This window comes from Frigoribacterium sp. CFBP 8766 (assembly GCF_014841435.1).
Taxonomy (GTDB): Bacteria; Actinomycetota; Actinomycetes; order Actinomycetales; family Microbacteriaceae; genus Frigoribacterium.
The window spans coordinates 83,677-102,777 of the sequence record NZ_JACYTX010000005.1 but is presented as its reverse complement, the minus strand read 5'-3'; the positions used below and the strand labels follow the sequence as shown (position 1 = coordinate 102,777).

Annotated in this window: 16 protein-coding genes; 7 read left to right on the top strand and 9 right to left on the bottom strand. The window is 71.3% G+C overall.

Annotation, left to right across the window (positions count from 1 at the left end; all coding sequences use genetic code 11):
- The first annotated feature begins 7 nt into the window (after positions 1–7).
- Together IFT90_RS14045 and IFT90_RS14040 are read left to right on the top strand one after the other, a co-directional pair.
- On the top strand, positions 8–793 hold the full coding sequence (locus tag IFT90_RS14045) for a hypothetical protein (protein ID WP_192042850.1): 786 nt from the start codon (positions 8–10) through the stop codon (positions 791–793).
- Positions 790–1,515: a hypothetical protein gene (locus IFT90_RS14040; RefSeq protein WP_192042849.1), complete on the top strand. Its 726-nt coding sequence runs from the start codon at positions 790–792 to the stop codon at positions 1,513–1,515. The genes IFT90_RS14045 and IFT90_RS14040 overlap by 4 nt, the downstream gene beginning before the upstream one ends.
- Before the next feature lie 43 nt (positions 1,516–1,558).
- Here the strand turns inward: IFT90_RS14040 and IFT90_RS14035 are convergent, their stop codons facing one another.
- Both IFT90_RS14035 and IFT90_RS14030 read right to left on the bottom strand, forming a co-directional pair.
- Positions 1,559–2,065 carry a DinB family protein gene (locus IFT90_RS14035; protein WP_146906047.1) on the bottom strand — a complete coding sequence of 169 codons (507 nt, stop codon included), beginning with the start codon at positions 2,063–2,065 and terminating at the stop codon, positions 1,559–1,561.
- A gap of 72 nt (positions 2,066–2,137) precedes the next feature.
- Positions 2,138–2,653, bottom strand: a complete 516-nt coding sequence (locus IFT90_RS14030; protein ID WP_192042848.1) for a MarR family winged helix-turn-helix transcriptional regulator — start codon at positions 2,651–2,653, stop codon at positions 2,138–2,140.
- 346 nt (positions 2,654–2,999) lie between these two features.
- Between IFT90_RS14030 and IFT90_RS14025 the strand changes: the two genes are divergently transcribed.
- The 3 genes from IFT90_RS14025 (at position 3,000) to IFT90_RS14015 (ending at position 6,891) form a co-directional block, all read left to right on the top strand.
- Positions 3,000–3,617 carry a hypothetical protein gene (locus IFT90_RS14025; RefSeq protein ID WP_192042847.1) on the top strand — a complete coding sequence of 206 codons (618 nt, stop codon included), beginning with the start codon at positions 3,000–3,002 and terminating at the stop codon, positions 3,615–3,617.
- A 315-nt stretch (positions 3,618–3,932) separates the two neighbouring features.
- Entirely contained in the window at positions 3,933–5,585 is a 1,653-nt protein-coding gene (locus IFT90_RS14020) for a signal peptidase I (protein ID WP_192042846.1), read from the top strand.
- Positions 5,586–5,907: 322 nt separating this feature from the next.
- Positions 5,908–6,891 carry a magnesium and cobalt transport protein CorA gene (locus tag IFT90_RS14015; RefSeq protein WP_133739250.1) on the top strand — a complete coding sequence of 328 codons (984 nt, stop codon included), beginning with the start codon at positions 5,908–5,910 and terminating at the stop codon, positions 6,889–6,891.
- A 161-nt stretch (positions 6,892–7,052) separates the two neighbouring features.
- On the opposite strand, the gene IFT90_RS14010 is transcribed toward IFT90_RS14015, so the two are convergent.
- The 5 genes from IFT90_RS14010 to IFT90_RS13990 form a co-directional block, all read right to left on the bottom strand.
- Entirely contained in the window at positions 7,053–8,747 is a 1,695-nt protein-coding gene (locus IFT90_RS14010; protein WP_192042845.1) for an alpha-glucosidase, read from the bottom strand.
- 32 nt (positions 8,748–8,779) lie between these two features.
- Positions 8,780–9,733, bottom strand: a complete 954-nt coding sequence (locus IFT90_RS14005) for a carbohydrate ABC transporter permease (RefSeq protein WP_192042844.1) — start codon at positions 9,731–9,733, stop codon at positions 8,780–8,782.
- Complete coding sequence (locus tag IFT90_RS14000; RefSeq protein ID WP_192042843.1) at positions 9,733–10,683, bottom strand: carbohydrate ABC transporter permease; 951 nt, start codon at positions 10,681–10,683, stop codon at positions 9,733–9,735. Before IFT90_RS14000 ends, IFT90_RS14005 begins: the two co-directional genes overlap by 1 nt.
- A complete protein-coding gene (locus IFT90_RS13995) occupies positions 10,683–11,987 on the bottom strand; it encodes an ABC transporter substrate-binding protein (RefSeq protein ID WP_192042842.1) in 1,305 nt (434 codons plus the stop codon). Before IFT90_RS13995 ends, IFT90_RS14000 begins: the two co-directional genes overlap by 1 nt.
- A 255-nt stretch (positions 11,988–12,242) precedes the next feature.
- Positions 12,243–14,576, bottom strand: coding sequence for an alpha-galactosidase (locus IFT90_RS13990; RefSeq protein WP_192042841.1), 2,334 nt, complete (start codon positions 14,574–14,576; stop codon positions 12,243–12,245).
- Between the two features lie 98 nt (positions 14,577–14,674).
- On the opposite strand from IFT90_RS13990, the gene IFT90_RS13985 reads away from it, so the two are divergent.
- Positions 14,675–15,829 (top strand): ROK family transcriptional regulator, encoded by a 1,155-nt coding sequence (locus IFT90_RS13985; RefSeq protein WP_192042840.1) that lies wholly within the window; start codon positions 14,675–14,677, stop codon positions 15,827–15,829.
- Positions 15,830–15,870: 41 nt separating this feature from the next.
- Here the strand turns inward: IFT90_RS13985 and IFT90_RS13980 are convergent, their stop codons facing one another.
- Together IFT90_RS13980 and IFT90_RS13975 are read right to left on the bottom strand one after the other, a co-directional pair.
- Positions 15,871–17,418 carry an amino acid permease gene (locus IFT90_RS13980; protein ID WP_213016647.1) on the bottom strand — a complete coding sequence of 516 codons (1,548 nt, stop codon included), beginning with the start codon at positions 17,416–17,418 and terminating at the stop codon, positions 15,871–15,873.
- Positions 17,419–17,573: 155 nt separating this feature from the next.
- Positions 17,574–18,479, bottom strand: a complete 906-nt coding sequence (locus IFT90_RS13975; protein WP_192042838.1) for a LysR family transcriptional regulator — start codon at positions 18,477–18,479, stop codon at positions 17,574–17,576.
- A gap of 122 nt (positions 18,480–18,601) precedes the next feature.
- Here IFT90_RS13975 and IFT90_RS13970 point away from each other — a divergent pair, with 122 nt between their 5' ends.
- Positions 18,602–19,099 (top strand): YjbQ family protein, encoded by a 498-nt coding sequence (locus tag IFT90_RS13970; RefSeq protein ID WP_192042837.1) that lies wholly within the window; start codon positions 18,602–18,604, stop codon positions 19,097–19,099.
- Positions 19,100–19,101: the final 2 nt, after the last annotated feature.

Genomic DNA, 19,101 nt, shown 5'->3' with positions numbered 1-19,101 from the left:
TCGCAGCGTGGCCCCGACCCGCGAGAGGCCCGGCATCGTCCGGGTCCGCATCAGCGACCGTGAGGTCTGGCACGTCGTCGACCCGTCGTTGACGCCAGCCGAGGCCGAGGAGGCGGTGCGCGCGCACCGCGCCGCGAACGCTCCCACGAACCGCAGCCTGGTGCGCCGGGTGCTGGCGTGGACGCCCGGCGTCGTCGCCCTCCTCGTGCTGGGCGGGGCGGTCTGGGGCACCGTGATCGTCATGGACGAGCTCGACCTGGCCGAGCTTCCCGGGCGGATCGCCGTCGCCGTCGTGCTGGGCGGGATCGGCTTCGTCGCCGCGGCCACGGCGGGCATCGTGCTGCACGAGGCGCCCTGGCGGTGCGACCGGGTCGAGCCCGAGACGGTGACGAGCCCACGCGTCGTGCCGATCCCGGGCTCCGTGCTCGGCTGGGCCGGCGGCGCCGACGCCGCCGCCGCGGCTGACGTCTGGCGCGTGGTCGCGGCGGTCGACGTGCTGTCCGAGCTCGAGGCGGCTCACTGGCGGCTGGGCGACGTCCTGTACTGGCGGCTGGACGACCCCGACGACGACCCCGACGACCTCGACTACGGCGCCGACGGCCACGCCCACGACCACGGCCATGGCCAGGGCGAGGACGCCGACGCGGGGCCCGGCGACCGCCACGGCAGCCACCCGGCGGCGGTGGCCCTGGAGGCGGCACGGCTCAGGGCGTCGGAGGAGCTGCGCGCCCTCGGCGACGAGGTCGGGTTCCCCGCGGCAACTGGTGTGCGTCCCGGGGCGGACGGATCGTGAGCGTCTTCCTCGACGACGTGCCCGGGGGCGCGCTCGGACACGGGGACGAGTTCGATCGCGACGCGTCGGCCGTTCGCGCATCCGGCAGCGGCGTCGGACCTCAGGACCGCGACGGCACCCGGTGGCTGGTGGCCGACCCCGACCTGTCACGGCAGGAGGCGGAGGCAGCGCTCCGGGGAGCGCTCACCTGGCCCCGGGTCGACGGGCCGGTGGACCCGACGTCCGCCGGAGCCGCGGCAGCAGGCGGAGGAGTCCTCGGCATCGCCCTCGCGATCGGTGCGTTCGGGCTCGTGGAGTGGCCGTCGTGGATCGCCCTGGGCGCCGTGGGAGCCGCCGCGGGCGGGATCCCCGTCTGGGCGTGGCTCGACGGGCGCGTGCAGGAGCAGACCCGCGCGCGGCAGCGGGCCGCGACCCGCGTCGCCCGCGAGTCCCTGGTGGAGGTGCCCGCGAGCTTCGCGACGTGGGCCGGGTCCGACGGGAGGTCGCTCGCCCACCACGACCTGGTCGGCCTCGCGCGGGCGGTCAGCGCGACCCGGGCGGCCGCGTCCACCCTCGACGCCTGGCGCTGGGGCGAGCCCGACGTCGACTGGCCGCACGCCCACGCCGTCGTCGATCCCGTCCTCGTGGGCGAGTACGAGGCCGCACGGACGGCGCTCGACGAGCTGGCCGGGTCGCTGGGCTACGAGGTGCCCGCGGAGGTCGCGCCCGAGTCCCTGCGGTAGGCGGGCGGTCGCGGGAGGCGACCCGCGCCTCCTTCGTCGCTGGCTAGCGGCGGTCGAGCAGCCCGCGCACGTACGACGCCTGGCCGAGGTGCTGCGTGCAGTCGCCGAGGATGCTCACGAGGCGCGAGCCGGCGGTGACGGGCGGGTCCCACGCGTCGTCGACGACGTCCGTGTACGAGGCGGCGTCCAGCCCCTCGAGGTAGCCGCGGGTGCGCAGCGTGACCGCCTCGAGGTAGGCGACGAGGAGGTGCGGCTCGGCACGCACCTCGCCCACCTCCGCAGGCGACTGGCCGTAGCCCATCTCGGCGTGGTCGAAGGGGAGCGCGAAGCGGTCGGCCCAGCCGTCGGCGGTCCAGACCTGGTCGGAGGCGGCGAGGTCGGCGATCTGCACGTCCTGGCCGCGGGCGGTGTGCCAGACCAGCCAGGCGATCGTGTTCGCTTCGGCGTCCGGGCGCCAGGCCAGGTCGTCGACCGAGAGGCCGTCGACGGCGGCGGAGGCGATGGCGGGGAGGCGGTCGAAGGCCTCGATGAGCACGTCGGAGGGAGTCATCGCGCCACCCTACGACCGGGGCGGGCAGCGGTCCCAGGTGCCCGCCCGTGGGGCAGCCCCGTGGGGCAGTCCTCAGCTCGAGGCCTGCGCGCCCGTCGTGTCGTCGTCGACGGCGCGGCGCGTCAGCGAGTCGCCGATGGCGCGCATCACCGAGGCGAGGAAGTCGAGCTGGCGCGGGTCGATCGCGTCGCGGAAGGCGCTGCGGTAGAAGTCGCCCGTCTCGGCGACGGCGGCCTGGCCCTCGGGGGCGAGCTCGAGCACGACGCTGCGGCGGTCGGTGGGGTGCGCGCGCCGGGCCACGAACCCGGCCTTCTCGAGCCGGTCGATGAGGCTGGTGGTGGCCCCGGTCGACAGCTCGAGCGCCTCGGCGGCGAGCTTGGGGGTGCTCTCGGGGGAGTTCGCGATGAAGACGAGGCACTTGAGGTCGGTGGTGCCGATGCCGAAGTGGGTCGCGACGAGGCGCTCGACGCGGGCGTTCTGCCCGAGGAGCGTCGAGAAGGCGGAGAGGACCTCGTCCACGTCGACGAGGCCGTCGGCGTCGCGGGGCGGGGCGGTGCCGGCGGGGGGCTGGGGAGAGATGTCGGTCATGAGGCTCCAGGGGCGAACGAGGCGGAGGAGGCGGAGGTGCCGAAGAGAGGGAGACCACGGCGGCAGGGACGGCGGCTCATCGATCGTCCCCCCACTATAGCTCGGTCATCGAGCAACACGACAGAAAAGGTACCCCCCACCACTGGGGGCATCCCTCGACTTGCAAGCTACTCGACACCCGAATAACTTGATTGTCGTACCACTTGGGCACCGAGCCACACGGGCACCGAACCTCTCGACAACCGGGAGACACGGAGATCGAGATGCTCAGCCCCCACCGAACTTCACGCACCGCTGCACCACCCGAACTGACTCACCACCACTTCTCACACCCCTGGAGCCCACGATGTCCCGTCCCACCCCCCGCGCCGCCCGCCTCGCCGCCTGGATCGCCATCCCCGCCGCCCTCGTCGCCAGCGGCATCGTCGTCTCGCAGGCCTCGTACTCGGCCTTCTCGTCGACCACGGTCAACCCGACCAGCAACTGGACCGCCGGTTCCGTCGCCCTCACCGACGACGACTCGAACACCGCGCTGTTCACGGCCACGAACCTCAAGCCCGGCTCGACCGGCAGCAACTGCATCGCCGTCACCTCGACCGGCACGCTCGCCTCGACCGTCAAGCTCTACGGCACCGCCGCCGCGACGACGAACAACCTGGCCTCGAACATCACGCTCAGCGTCGTGCAGGGCACCGGCGGCGGCTTCGGCTCCTGCTCGGGCTTCACCCCCCTCGCCGCCGGCTCGTCGCTGTACAACGGCACGCTCGCCGGCTTCGGCACCAGCTACACGAACTTCAGCAACGGCGTCGGCAACTGGGCCCCCACGGGCACCACCGGCACCCAGACCACGACCTCGGAGACCCGCGTCTACCAGGTCTCGTACACGGTCTCGAACGCTGCGCCCAACACGACGCAGTCCGGCACCGCCTCGCTCGGCCTCACCTGGGAAGCCCAGAACAGCTAGAGCCCGCTCGACTCCCGTCGTCTCCCTCCCAGTGGGCGGCGACGGGGCACGACCCCGCCGCCGCCTTCCTCCCCCGTGGGCGGCGACGGGCCAGCTCCGCCGGCTTCCCGAACCCGCCGGCGGGCCACCTGCCCGGTCACCAGCCGGGCGCGCACCACGACGGCCCGGACCGTCGACGCAGGGGTCCGTGGGTCGCCCGATGACCCGCGGCCCCCTGGGGGCGCAGCGCACCACCAGCCCGACCAGCACCGCACCCGCACCCGCGCCCGACCAGCGCCGGCACCCGCACCAGCACCGACCAGACAGGAGGACGCCATGACCACGTACGACGTCCCCCGTCACCCGGCCACCGCCTCCGTCGCGGCCGTCGGCGCCCGCCGCGAGGCCCGCACCAGCGGCAGCACGGCCAGCGCCCGCCTCGGCTGGCTCCGCATCGTCGTCGGCATCCTGTCGCGCACCGTGCTCGGCACCCTGGTCGGCCTGCTGCTCTGGGCCGCCGTCCCCGCCGTGATCGGCTGGACGCCCACCACCGTCATGACCGGCTCGATGGAGCCGCGCATCCACCCCGGCGACGTCGTCGTCGCCCGCCCGGTCGCGGAGTCGTCGATCCACCGCGGGCAGGTGCTCCTGTTCCAGGACCCCGACCACGCCGACCACCTCCGCCTGCACCGCTACGACGACAACGGCCAGGGCACGCAGATCGTCACCAAGGGCGACGCGAACCCGACCGCGGACTCGACCCCGATCGACCGCAGCGCCGTCGTCGGCGTCGGCTACCTCCGCGTGCCGTACATCGGCACCCCCTTCGTCTGGGCCGCCGGCCACCAGTGGGGCCACCTGCTCGTCACGGGCAGCGCGCTGATGCTGCTCGTGCTCGGCGCCCAGGCCGACCGCTCGCTGCGCCGCGACCTCAAGGCCGAGGGCCGGGGCGAAGGAGGCGCCGCCAGCGCTCCCGAGGACGCGACCGGCACCTCCTCCGCGACCGGCACCTCCGGCGCCTCGGTCTCGGGCACCTCCACCGTGACTGTCTCCACGGGGCTCGTCCTCGCCGCCCTTGCTGCTCCGGCCGTCGTCGCCGACCCGGCCTCGCGTCGCAGCCTCCGCCGCGCCGACCGGCGTGACCGCCGCCTCCGTCGCCTGCGCGGCGCCGCCGGCACCCTCGCCGTCGTCGGCCTCGTCGGCGGGCTCGCCTTCACGCTCGTCGTCTCGGGCGGCGCCGGTGCGGCCTTCTCGTCGCAGGCCGCGAACAAGACGAGCAACTTCGCCGCGGCCTCGGCCTATGAGTGCCTGATGCCCGCGGTCACCGACTCGCCCGTCTTCTCGTACGGCTACAACGAGGCGTCAGGCACCGCCGCCCTCGACAGCAGCTCGACCGGCCGCGCCGGCACCCTCTCCGCCGGCGTCAGCCGTGTCGCGGGCGCCTGCGGCTCGAGCCCCTACGTGACCCTGAACGGCACCTCCGGCGCGGTCACCACCAACGCCCCCGCCGTCACGGCGCCGACCGCCTTCACCGTGGAGTCGTGGATCAACCTGCCCGCGAACAGCACCGGCGGCAAGATCATCGGCTTCGGCAACCAGGCCAGCGGCCTCTCGGGCCAGTACGACCGGCAGATCTGGGCGTCCAGCACCGGCGTCATCACCTTCGGCACCTACAACGGCGGCACCAAGACCGTCAGCACCACGAAGACCTACCGCGACGGCACCTGGCACCACGTCGCCGGCACCGTCACCTCGGCGGGCGTGCTCACGCTCTACGTCGACGGTGCGGTCGTCGGCACGATGTCGAACGCCGCCGGGGAGCCGATGACGGGCTACTGGCGCGTCGGCTACGACAACCTCTCCGGCTGGCCGAACATCCCGGCGAGCTCGGCGAACTACTGGTTCTCGGGCAGCCTCGACGACACGGCCGCGTACAACACGGCCCTCTCGGCCGCGACGATCGCGCAGCACGTCAAGAACGGCCGCTGAGCCGCCTCCTCCCGGCCCGGCCCGGCCCGGTCCGGTCCGGTCCGGCCTCCCCGGCCTGGCCGGTGAACCGGCAGAAGATGTCCTCTCCGACCTCGGGGAGGACACGGTGCGTCGTCTCGCCGCCTCTCCCGCAGTCGAGAGGCCTCAGATCGACCTCGCGGAGCCCCCGCAGGTCGATTCGGGGACTCTCTCCGAGACAGGGGGCCGAGGAGGCGCGGCGCGACCCCGGGGGCCGGGGCCGAGCAGGCGCGGCGCGGCCCCGGGGGAGGGGGCCGGGGAGGCGCGGCGCGACCCCGGCCCGCCGGGCTGCGACACTGGGCGGATGCCCCTGCTGATCAACGACGTCTACGTCGACGGACGAGTCGCCGCGAGCCCCGACACGCTCGACGAGACCTACGCGGCGCTCGCCGAGACGCACGGCACCGCCTGGGTGGTGCTGAGCGAGCCCGACGAGGCCGAGCTCGCCTCCTTGGCCGCCCGCTTCGACCTGCACGAGCTCGCCGTCGAGGACGCGGGCCACGGCCACCAGCGCGCCAAGCTCGAGCGCTACGGCACGACCCTGTTCGTCGTCGTGCGTCCGGCGGTCTACCTCGACGCCGAGGAGCGGGTCGAGTTCGGCGAGATCCACTTCTTCGTCGGGCCGGACTTCCTCATCGGCATCAACCACGTCTCCGACATCGACTCGCGCTACCTCGCGCGCAGCGTGTCGAGGCTGCGCGCGAAGCCCGACCTGCTGCGGGTGGGCCCGCAGGCGATCCTCTGGGCGGTGCTCGACGCGATCGTCGACGCCTATGCGCCGGTCGTCGAGGGGCTCGAGAACGACATCGACGAGATCGAGCAGCAGCTGTTCGCCGGCGAGGCCGGGGTCTCGCGCCGCATCTACGAGCTGTTCGGCGAGGTCGCGGACTTCCAGAAGGCCACCCGCCCGCTCGTCGGCATGCTCGACGGGCTGCTGCGCGGCGGCGAGAAGTACCAGGTCGGCACCGAGCTCGAGCGCCGGCTGCGCGACGTGCAGGACCACGTCATCCGCGTCGTCGACCGCGCCGACACGTTCCGCGCGGTGCTGCAGAACGCGCTGTCGCTGAACGCGACGCTCGTCGCCCAGGTGCAGAACGACGTCACCAAGCGCATCTCGGCCTGGGCCGCCATCCTCTTCGCCCCGACGCTGATCGGCGCGATCTACGGCATGAACTTCGACGTGATGCCCGAGCTGCACTGGGAGTGGGGCTACCCGTTCGCCCTCGCGCTGATGGTGGGCATCGGCGGCGGGCTCTGGGGCGCCTTCAAGCTCAAGCGCTGGCTGTAGGAGGCGCGCCCCTCCCTGCGTCCCGAGCGCACCTCCTGCGAGATTCAGGAATCTGGGCCCCGGGGTTCCTGACTCGTGCACCGATCAGGAACCCCGTGCCCCCTCTCGCGCGGATCAGGACGGATCTTCCTGAATGAGGAGGGGAGGGCAGGAGGCGGGGGTCAGGCGCGCAGGACGCGCACCTCCCAGGGCGCGAGCGTCAGCGACCCGGGGCCGTGCGGCACGTTGCCGACGAGCACCTCGGGGATCGACCGGCGCCGCAGCACCGGGTCGAGCCCGGGGTCGAGGTCGTACGGCTCGCCCGACCAGTTCGCGAGCACGAGCAGGCGCTCGTCGCCGAGCGTGCGCGTGAACGCGTAGAGCCGCTCGTCGTCGGGCGCGAGCATCGCGAAGTCGCCGAGCTGCACCACCGGCAGCTCGTGCCGCAGCGCGATCAGCCGCCGGTAGAACTCGAAGACGCTGCGGTCGCCGGAGGCGCGGTCGGCCTCGACGTTCAGCTCCGCGCTGTTCGGGTTCACGCCGATCCACGGGGTCCCCGTCGTGAAGCCCGCGGAGGCGCCCGCCGACCACTGCACCGGCGTGCGGGCGTTGTCGCGGCTGCGGAAGCGGAGCGCCTCGAGGACGTCGGCCTCCGAGGCCCCGGCGGCCAGCGCCTCCTCGTGCCAGTTCAGCGACTCGATGTCGCGGTACTGGTCGATCGAGGTGAAGCCGGCGTTCGTCATGCCGATCTCGTCGCCCTGGTAGACGTACGGGGTGCCGCGGTGGAGGTGCAGCACGGCGGCCAGCATCGTCGCCGACTCGTACCGGTGGGCACCGTCGTCGCCGAAGCGCGAGACGCTGCGGGGCTGGTCGTGGTTGCCGAGGTAGAGGCTGTTCCAGCCGCGCTCGGCGAGGCCCTCCTGCCAGCGGCCGAGCGACCGCTTGAGGTCGGTCAGCGCGAGCGGCACGTTGTCGAACTTCGACTCGGGGCCGCGGTCGAGGTCGACGTGCTCGAACTGGAACACCATGTCGAGCTCGCTGCGCGCCTGGTCGGTGAACAGCGCGGCGTCGTCGACCGTGACGCCGGGCATCTCGCCGACCGTGATGAGCTGGCGGTCGCCGCGGTGCGCGAAGACCTCGCGGTGCATCTCCTGCAGGTGGTCGTGGATCGCCGGGTCCATCTCGAAGCTGGCCGAGCCGGGCTCGAGCGACGCGGGGGTCTTGGCGATGAAGTTGATGACGTCCATCCGGAAGCCGTCGACGCCGCGGTCGAGCCAGCGGTTCATCATCGCGTAGACGGCCGCGCGCATGTCCGCGTTCTGCCAGTTGAGGTCGGGCTGCTTCGTCGCGAACATGTGCAGGTACCACTCGCCGGTCGCCTCGTCGAGCTGCCAGGCGGGGCCGCTGAAGGCGCTGCGCCACTCGGTCGGCAGCGACCCGTCGTCCGACTGCGGACGCCAGACGTACCAGTCGCGCTTGGGGCTGTCGACCGACGACCGCGACTCGGTGAACCAGGCGTGCTCGTCGCTCGTGTGGTTGACGACGAGGTCCATCACGAGCTTCATGCCGAGGCCGTGCACCTCGGCCAGCAGCTCGTCGAACTCGTCGAGCGTGCCGAACAGCGGGTCGATGTCGTCGTAGTCGCTGATGTCGTAGCCGGCGTCGGCCTGCGGCGAGCGGTAGATCGGCGACAGCCAGATCACGTCGACGCCGAGGTCGTGCAGGTGGCCCAGCTTGCTGCGGATGCCCGCCAGGTCGCCCACGCCGTCGCCGTTGCCGTCGGCGAAGCTGCGGGGCCAGATCTGGTAGACGGTGGCGGACGTCCACCAGGGTGCGTCGGTGTGCGGCACCGCTCCTCCTTCGTTCGTGCTGGTCATGTCTCGAGTGTGGTCCTGCGTTCGGGCGTCGGTCACTTGGTCGACCCCCGCATCACGCCGCTGACGACCCACTTCTGCGCCACGATGTAGACGACCAGCAGGGGCGCCAGGGCCATCAGGTACGAGGCGAAGGCCACGGTGTAGTTCGTGTTGAACTGGCCCTGGAAGATGAACTGCGCCAGCGGCAGCGTGCGCGCCGACGGGTCGGACAGGATCACGAGCGGCAGCAGGAAGTCGTTCCACGCCCAGACGCAGGTGAGGATGCCGACCGTCGCGTTCATCGGCGCCAGCAGCGGGAACACGACCTTCCAGAAGACGCCCCAGGTGCTGGCGCCGTCCATGCGCGCCGCCTCCTCGAGCTCGATCGGGATCGAGTTGATGTAGGCGGTGAAGATGAAGATGTTGAACGACAGCCCGTAGACGGTATAGAGCAGCACGAGGCCGACGGGGGTGTCGAGGCCGAGCAGCGCGGTCTCCTTCACCACCGGCAGCATGATTATCGGGAACGGAACGAAGATCGCGGCCAGGAAGTAGAAGTACAGCCCGCGGAAGAACTTCTTGTGCATGTTGCGCGCGATGGCGTAGGCCACCAGCGAGTTGGTGAAGAGCGTCAGCACGACGGCTCCCACGGTGATGAGCGCCGTGTTGAGCAGCGCCTGCGGGAAGTTCGTCAGCTGGTACGCGTCGACGAAGTTCTGCCAGCGGATCTCGGTCGGCAGCTCGAAGCCGGTGCCGCCCAGCTGGTCGGGCGTCTTCAGCGACGTCACGATCGTGAAGTACAGGGGGAGGAGCACCGTCAGCGAGCAGACGGCGATCAGAGCGGTGAGCCACCAGTTGGTGCCTCCCGTGCCGCCGTCGAGGCGACGCCGACGACGGGACTTCGGGGGCGTGCCTGCCGGCCCCGTGCCGATGCCGTCGGAGCTGCCGGGGTCGACGGGGCTGGTGGTGGTCTGGAGGGCCTCAGCGCCCTGGATCGTCGAGCTCATCAGAACGACGCCTCTCTGCGCTGGAGGAAGCGCAACTGGATGAACGACACGAGGATGATGACGAAGAGGTACAGCACGGCGTTGGCCATCTGGTAGCCGTACTCGCCGCCCTGGAACCCGCCGCGGAAGATGACGAGCGCGATCGACTCGGTCGACGTGCCAGGGCCGCCGTTCGTCAGGGCGACGATCTGGTCGAACACCTGCAGGAACGACTTGAACGACAACACCATGTTGATGGTGAAGTAGGCGCCGATCAGCGGGAACGTGATCGAGCGGAACTGCCGCCACGACGACGCGCCGTCGATGCCGGCCGCCTCGTACAGCTCGGCGGGGATGGTCTGCAGCCCCGCCAGGTAGAGGATCACGTTGAACGCGCACGCCTGCCACACCGTCGTGATGACGATGCCGACCCAGGCCCACTGCGGGTCGGCCAGGATGTTGGCGCCCGGCAGCCCCATCGACTGCAGGATCGTCGGGAACGAGTTCGCGAACAGGTAGTTGAAGACGTAGCCGATGATGAGGATCGCCAGCACGTAGGGGATGAAGAAGATCCCGCGGAACGCGGTGCGGAACTTGATCCGCGAGTTGAGGCCGAGCGCGATGGCGAGCGAGATCACGTTGACGGCGATCGTCGACACGATGGCGAACCCGAACGTGAACAGGTACGACGCGATGACGCGGTCGTCGCGGAACAGGTTGAGGTAGTTCGACAGCCCGACGAAGCTCCACGTGCCGTAGCCCGCGTAGTTGGTGAGGCTGAAGAACATGCCCGTGACGACGGGGATCGTGTGCAGGCCGAAGAAGATGACGACGGCCGGCACGACCATCCAGTAGAAGGCGCGGGGCGTCTTGCCCTGGCCGGCGCGAAGCGTCGGCTGTCGCTTCGAGGAGGCGCGGGTCGGCCCCTCAGGGCCGGCGTCGGTCGTCGGCCGCGGTGCGGTGGCGGTCATCACTTGCCTTCTCTCTGCGTGGTGGTGCGGGCGGCGACCTTGCTCCACTCGTCGTCGAGGTCGGTGAGGAACTCGTCCACATCGCCGGTGATGACCAGGGTCTGCAGCATGTTGACCAGCGGGATCGACGCGGGCACCTGGTGGTCGATGAAGCCGATGATCCGGCCGCTCGTGAAGTACGGCTCGAGCCCCGCGAGGGCAGGGTCGGTGTTGGGCTCGGCGTCGTTGAGCGGCGAGAAGGTGGACTGCGACTCCGAGTAGGCCTGCACCACCTCGGGCGACATGAGGTAGTCGACGAAGCGCTGCGCCTCCTCCTTGTGGGGGCTGTCCCGGCCGATCGAGAGGCCGACGTCGACGCCGGAGACCGCGATGCGGTCGTCCGCGTTCTCGGTCACGGGGTAGGGGAAGGTGCCGATGGAGGCGTCGGGGGCGTTGGCGCGGATCGCCGGGATCGCGTACGAGCCCTGCAGGTACATCGCCGACTCGCCGTTCGCGAAGGCGAGGTTGCCGGCGTTGTAGTCGCGGCTGGCGAAGTCGTCCTGGCAGTAGGAGAAGAGCTGTACCTCCTTCTCCATGGCGGGGCCGAAGTCCTTGCTGAACGACACGGCGCCGTCCTGCACGTCGGAGCCCTCGGCCCGCAGGTCGTCGAAGAAGCCGTCGGGCATCAGCGCGCCGCCGAGGTTGACGAAGGCGGGGCCGGCCGTCCACGCGTCCTTCATCGTGCAGTAGAACGGTGCGATGCCGGCCTGCTCGAAGGTGTCGGCGGCGGCGATCAGCTCGGTCCACGTGGTGGGGACCTCGACGCCCTGGGCCGCGAAGATGTCGGGGTTGTAGATGATGCCCGAGGCGTTGTTGGCGAAGGGGAGGGCGTTGATCTCTTGCCCGCTGCCCTGGTCGCAGCTGCCCAGGTCCTGCACGATCTCCTGCACCGCGGGGTTCACCGTGTCGGCCGAGGGCTCGTCGCTGAGGTCGGCGAAGACGCAGGCCCGCGCCAGCTCGGCGAAGTTGCCGCTGACGTTGAGCGTCAGCACGTCGGGCACCTTGTTCTTGACGAGCAGGGTGCGGATCGCTGTGTCGGGGTCGGGCACCGCGTTCTGCACCACGCGGATGTCGGGGTTCTCGGCCTCGAAGTCGGTGATGATGTCGGCGAAGTCCTGCACCGCCTCCGGCTTGAACTGGAAGAAGTCGAGCGCCGTGACGCCGTCGGCGTCGGGGCCGCTGCCGGGCGCGCAGCCGGTGAGGCCGGCGAGGACGACGGCCGTGCCGAGCGCGGCTGCGGCGAGGCGGCCGCGATGCGGGCGCATGCGGTCGCCGTGGCTCGGACCAGGCCTGTTCCGGTCAGTGAAAGGGGATCGGGGACTCACTGTGCGCCTCCTTGCGCTGGGGGTGCGGCCGGGGCCGCGGGGGTCGTGCTGATGCTGGGTCGTGCGGGGCGCCTCCTCAGATTGCAGGAGGTGCGGGTCGGGGATTCCTGATCCGTTCACGAATCAGGACGATCGGTCTCCCCCTCGCGAGGATCAGGCTGGATGTTCCTGAATGAGGAGAGGGAGGGGCGGGGGCTAGAGGGCGGTGGCCTCGAGCAGGACGAGCTGCTCGGGGAAGAGGACCGGGGCCTGCACGCCGCCGAGGCGGAGGGCGCGGCCGGTGAGGACGACCCCGTCGAGGGCCCAGGCGAGCGGGGACTGGCCGGGGCCGCCGACGGTGGCGGTCGGCGCCGCGAGGGCGACGCGGTACTCGCGGTCGTCGTCGAGGCCGGGCAGCGTGATCGGGCCGGCCGGGTAGCTGGCGCTCGTCGCGACCTGCGTGAACGTGTAGAGCGCGCGGCTGCGGTCGGCGGCGACGACTCCGCGCAGGTCCATGCCGGGGTCGGGCAGGTCGGCGTGGACGACGGCTCCCGTGTGGAGGAGCGACCGGTTGGCCTTGTGCACGGCGATCCAGGCGGCGAGCTCGTCGAGGGTGGCGTCGTCGACGTCGGGCGAGCTGATGTCCCACTCGACGCCGAAGTGGCCGGGCAGGGCGACTCCCGCACGGAACGACAGGTCGTGGCGACGTCCGGTCGAGTGCGAGCGGGGTCCGCTGACGTGGGCGCCCATGAGCTCGTACGGCACGAGCAGGCCGGTGTGCTTCTGGTTGACGAGGCGCTCCATCGGGTCGATGCAGTCGCTCGTCCAGATGCGGTCGGTGTGGTCGAGGATCCCCAGGTCGACCCGGGCCCCGCCGGAGGCGCAGCTCTCGATCTCGACGCCGGGGTGACGGCTGCGCAGCTCGTCGAGCAGGCGGTAGAGCGCGACGACGTTCTCGTGCACCGCCGGTCGTGCCGGGGCGCCGGCCCCCGCCTCCAGCAGGTCGCGGTTGTGGTCCCACTTCAGGTAAGCGATGTCGTGGTCGGTGAGCAGCGCGTCGAGCTTGCCGAGGATGTAGTCGAACGCGTCGGGGTTCGAGAGGTCGAGCACCTGCTGCTGGCGGGCGATCGCCGGCAGGCGGCCTTCGCCGGGGCCGAGGATCCACTCGGGGTGCGCCCGCGCGAGCTCGCTGTCGGGGCTGACCATCTCGGGCTCGACCCAGATGCCGAACTGCATGCCGAGGTCGGTGACGTGGTCGATGATCGGCGCGAGCCCGTCGGGCCAGACCGTCTCGTCGACCCACCAGTCGCCGAGCGACGTGGTGTCGTCGCGGCGGCCGTGGAACCAGCCGTCGTCGAGCACGAAGCGCTCGATGCCGACGCGGGCCCCGGCGTCGGCGAGGGCGCTGAGGCGGCCGAGGTCGTGGTCGAAGTAGACGGCCTCCCACGTGTTGAGGGTCACGGGACGCGGCGTCGCCGGGTGGTTGGGGCGGGCACGAAGGAGGCGGTGGAACCGTGCCGAGAGCTCGGTGAGCCCGTCTCCCCACGAGCCGAGCGCCTCCGGCGTCTCGTAGCTCTCGCCCGGTCCGAGCCGGATCTCGCCCGGGGCCAGCAGCTCGGCGACGCGGGTGTGGGTGGCGCCGGTGACGAGGCGCTCGACGCTGACGCGGTGGTTGCCGCTCCAGGCGAGGTGGGCGGCGTGGACGAGGCCGCGTTCGAAGCCGAAGCCGGGCGTTCCGGTGGCGACGAGCAGGGTGGCGTCGGCTCCGGGACGGCCGCGGCGGCTCTCGCGGTCGTAGCGGCCGATCGTGAGGTCGTGCCGCTGGGGGGTGCGCTCGCGGAGGTGGCGACCGGTGGTGTCGAGCACCTCGCCGGCGGTGTGCGGCAGGGGGAAGCTCGCCGCGAGCTCGCCGAGCTCGTAGGTGGCGGCGGTGTCGAGTGCGGCGGCGGCGGAGGCGTCGAGGCGGTGGCCTTCAAGGTCGTGGGCGTCGTCGCCGGTCGAGCCGGCCGCGGTGTTGGTGAGGCGGAGGCGCTGGTGCAGCAGGCCGTGGGGGTCGAGACGCAGGGTGATGAAGATGCGGAGTTCGGCGGCGGGGTCCTCAGCCGTGATGGTGACGACGGTGCCGGAGGTGCCCGTGACGCCGGTGTTGCTGTCGCTGCCGGGGGTGACACCGGTCTCGGTGGTGTCGCGCGCCTCCTCCGGGCTGTCGTCGCCGTCGGTGCCGTTTTCGGCGACGTCGACGTCGGTGACGGTGAAGGCAGGCGAGAAGGAGGCGCCGGCACGGCTGCCGAGAAGGCCGGGGGTGCCCTGCCAGCCGTCGGACTCGAGGGGGAGGAGCGTGAGGCGGGCGGGTTCGTCGATGGCGCCGGAGGTGCGTTGGGCGCGGGAGGCGAGGACGACTCCGGCGAGGGCGGCGGCGCTGAGCTCGCCGAGGTCGGGGCCCCAGTGGACGATGCCGGGGAGGCCGGAGCCGGAGGTGTCGAGGACGACGCTCGTGCCTCCCTGGCGGAGGTGGAGCTCGGTCGTGCGGACTTCGGTGCGACGCTGCATGGGTTAGTTCTACGACGGAACTAATAGGCCTGTCAAGTGATCCCGGAAAGCCGAACGGCGCCTCCTTTTCGTTCGGCCTGGTAGATATGCTCGGTCGCATGACGACGACGGAGCCGGTGCTGGGCGAGTCCGGGCGCGAGCTGGTGCGCGAGGTGCTGATCCACGGGCCGATCGCGCGGGCGGAGCTCGGGCGCCGGCTGGGCCTGTCGCCGGCGAGCCTCACGCGGCTGAGCAAGCCGTTCCTCGACCGCGGCCTCTTCGTCGAGGGAGCCGTCGAGCTCGCCGGAGCCGTCGGCCGCCCCGCCAAGCCGCTCGACGTGCGGGTCGACCTGCAGCGCTTCGTCGGCATCAAGCTGACCGGTGACCAGGCCCTCGGCGTGCTCACCGACCTGCGGGCCAAGACGCTGGGCGAGCACGTCGCCGACCTCGCCGGGCACTCGCCCGAGGAGGTGATGGAGGCGCTGGCCGCGGTGGTGGAGGCGCTCGCCGGGTCGGGTGGTGACGTCGCGGACATCGCGGGTGTCGGGGTGAGCATCGGCGGCAAGGTGACCGGGCAGCAGGTGGTGCTGCGCGCGCCGTTCCTCGAGTGGCGGGAGGTGGACCTCGGCGGGATGCTGTCGCGGCGGCTCGGTCTGCCGGTCGTGGTCGAGAACGACGTGGTGGCGCTGACGGAGGCGGAGCGCTGGTTCGGTCTCGGGCGCGGGATCGACGACTTCGCCGTGGTGACGACGGGGGCCGGTGTCGGCTACGGGCTGGTCATCCACGGGAGGCAGGTGATCACTCCCGACACGGGCCTCGGTCTCGGAGGGCACTTCCCCCTCGATCCCACCGGCCCGATCTGTGCCGACGGACACCGCGGCTGCTCGACGGCGATGCTGTCGACGACCAGCATGTGCGCCTCGGCGGCGGTCGGCCTCGGTCGGCTGGTCAGCTACGAGGAGCTGCTGGCGCTCGCCGCCTCGGGCAACGCGGTCGCGGTGCAGGTCGTCGGCACGGCCGGACGGTCGCTCGGGCGCATGATCGCCGCGGTCGCGAACCTCACCATGGTCGGGACCGTGGTGCTCTCGGGAGAGGGCATCGGCCTGGTCGACGTCCCTGTGGCTGCGTCTGAGATGCGCGCCGGCATCGCCGCCGACCGGGACCCCGACGCGTCGGAGGTGAGGGTCCTCACCGGGGACGCCGACTTCGGCGCGTGGGCGCGTGGTGCGGCGGCGGTCGCCGTGCAGGCGCGGATCGGCGCCCTCGGGGCGTAACGGGGCGGATCCGCGTCCGCACGCCCCGAGGGAAGACCCGCCTAGCGACCGAGCTCGCCGGTCGGGATCGCCTGCGTGTGGACCTTCGCGTAGTCGGAGCCGGCGAAGCCGGTCCTCAGGCGCTTGCGCAGGACGACGAGCCACCAGAGGAACGCGAGGGCGATGATGCCTGCGAAGACGGCGCCGTTGCCGGCGAAGGCAGGCAGGAACAGCAGCGCCGCCTCCACGGTCAGGAAGATGGGGAGGCTGACGAGGAGGAGCGGGATCCGAGCTCGGCCGAGGTTGAAGGTCCCCGCCTCCGGGGCGGGGATGGCTCCGCGGAACGCAGCGATCAGCAGCCCGACGGTCTGGAGCACGTACGAGGTGAAGAAGGCGAGGGTCGCCATGCCGAGGAAGTAGGTGAAGGCCCTCTCGTTCACCAGTGCCGAGAGCAGCAGCAAGATCGAGATGCTCCCCAACGCGACCACGGCGACCGAGGGCGACTTGCGGTGGGGGGCGACGTGGCGCAGGGCTGCCGAGAAGGGCATCATGTTGTCGCGGGACATCGAGTAGAGCAACCGCGTGCCGACCAGCATGTTCGAGAGCAGGCAGACGAGGATGTTCGTCAGGGCGAACGCCACGACGATGCGCGAGAAGACCGGGCCGATCTGTTGCCCGATGATCTCCTCGATGGGGGCGGACGAGGCCGCCACCGCCGCGGAGTCCTTGATCGCGAGCGTGTAGACGAGGTACATCGCGAACTCGATCACGCAGGACGCCGCGAAGGCGATGAACATCGTCCTCGGGATCACTCGTCGAGCGCTCTTGGTCTCCTCGGCGATGTCGGCCACCGCCTCCACCCCGACGAGCCCGAAGAAGGGGCCGAGCGATGCCGCGAGGAACGCCAGGACGTAGGGCGTCGCCTCGTCCGGGCTCTTCCCCTCGAACAGCGAACTGAAGGGCTGCGCGTTGCCGGGCACGAGGAACGCGACCCCGGCCACGACAGCCGTCACGCCGATCGTGATGACCAGCTCGATGCCCACGCCGATGTTGTTGATGAGGGTGGCGAGGCTCACGCGGTACGCGTTGATCAGCGCACAGACGGCGACCACCGCGACGGCGATCAGGATCTGTGCCGTCTGCGTGAGCTGCCAGCCGAAGACGCTGCCGAGGTAGCCCGCGAAGATGTAGCCGAGGCTCGTCATGCCTCCGATCCAGCCGATCAGGGCTGACACGCCGGTGAACCACCCGAAGCTCGAGCCGTTGAGCCGGCTGGTCCACTGGTAGGCGTACCCGGCCAGTGGGATCTTCGCGGCCACGTCGGCCGCGATCAGCGTCCACAGGAGGAACACCGGGACCGCCAGGAACAGCGTCCAGATGAACGGCGCACCCGCGTTGCTGTAGCCGGCACCGAAGCCGGTGAACACCGCCGTCGTCGCGCTGATCGTCGAGAAGCCGATCGCGAAGGACGCGATCTTGCCGACCGATCGGTCGAGCTTCTGCTCGTAGCCGAACTCTGCCAGGCGCGCGTCCTCGCCGTCGGCGTCACGTGCCGCGGGGCTCGTCACTCTCACTGGGTGCTGCCTGGTCGGGTCGACGGGATCGGTCACGATCTGCTCCTCGCATCGGTGCCAGTCCGCAGGAAGGGTCGCGAACGTCGTGGAGGAAGTGAACTGGGCCACCGAGGAACCGGGAAGGACCATGGCTTTATGAGGTCATAAGCCAGGCTTATCAATGGTGCGCTCGATGCCGCCAGTCTCGTGGTTCACGAGTTCGTCCCGGGCTCCGGCGGGATGCGCTCCAGCATGTGCTGCACCAGGCGGGCGGCCGAGGTCGAGAGACGATCAGGGCGCCACGCCACCGTGGTGTAGCTGACGGGCCGGTCGAGGATCGGCACGAAGGCGAGGCCCGGCCGGTCGTAGAGCCGGGAGGTCGAGGAGGTGGTGAAGCTGATGCCCACGCCCCTCGAGACCATCGTCGTCTCGGCCTCGTACGTCGCCGCCTCCGCGGCGATCACGGCAGGTCGATCACCGCGCACGTCCGCCGCCATCCAGTAGTCGCGCCAGGAGCCTGCGCTGGCCGGCGCCACGACGATCGGCTCGTCGAGGAGCTCGCCGATGACGAGCGACTCCCGAGAAGCCAGCGCATGGGCTCGGGGCAGGCAGGCGACCCACGTCTCCCGGGCCACGACCACCATCTCGAGGCCGGGCAGGAGGACCGGTGGGCGGACGATGGCGATGTCGGACGCACCGGACCCCAGGCCGGCGGTCGGATCGGAGAAGTCGTACTCGATCGTCTCGACCGTCACGCCGGCGAGGTCGCCGCCGAGGTCGTCCAGGAGGCGGAAGAGGAGATCGGCTCCGGTGCCGATGAGGTACCCGATCCGCACGTGCGAGCGTCCGACGAGATCCGCTGCGGTCGCCAGCGTGAGATCGACCTCACGGAGGGCCTTCTCGACCGAGGGGAGCCACTTCTGCCCGAGGTCCGTCAGCGCGACCGAGCGGGTGTCGCGGTCGAAGAGGCGGCCGCCCACGGCGGCTTCCAGTTGCCGGATGGCAGCGGACAGGGCGGGCTGGGAGATGAACAGGACCTCGGCGGCTCGACGGTAGTTGAGCTCCTGGCTCAGCACGGTGAAGTACCTCAGGAGGCGCAGCGTCACGTCGTTCTGCATGGTCGAGTCCTCCCGGGTGCGATAGGCGCAAGTTATCACCTCATCGACAACCGTTGCTTCACAACCGTTGCCGGGCCAGGGATCGTGGGCACCTCCAGCCGCACGAGAACGAAGAGGTCCAAGTGGGAATCACCCTGAAGTCCGTCCAGATCGAGACGCCGGCCCGCCAGGAGTTCTTCGACGTCACGGACCAGCTGGTCGAGTACATCGCCGAGATCGGTCTCTCGGACGGGCTCGCCACCGTCCACACGGCGCACACCAGCTGCTGCGTCTTCGTGCAGGAGGAGTCGGAGGACACCACCTACTACGGCACGCAGCTGCTGCTCCAGGACACGCTGAACGTGCTGGCGAAGATCGCCCCGCCGACTCGCCACGAGGGTCAGTACCTGCACCCGGGGCCGGTGCACATCGCGAACGCCGCTGCCCTCCGGGACGAGCTGCCCGAGTGGGGCCTCAACACCGACGGGCACATCATCTCGTCGCTGCTCGGCCGCAGCGTCACGATCCCCGTCGCCGGTGGCTCCGCCCTGCTCGGCGAGTTCGGCCGGATCTACCTCGGCGACCTCGACTCCGTGCGCGCCCGCACCCGCACCGTCCACGTCCAGCTGCTGGGCGAGTAGCG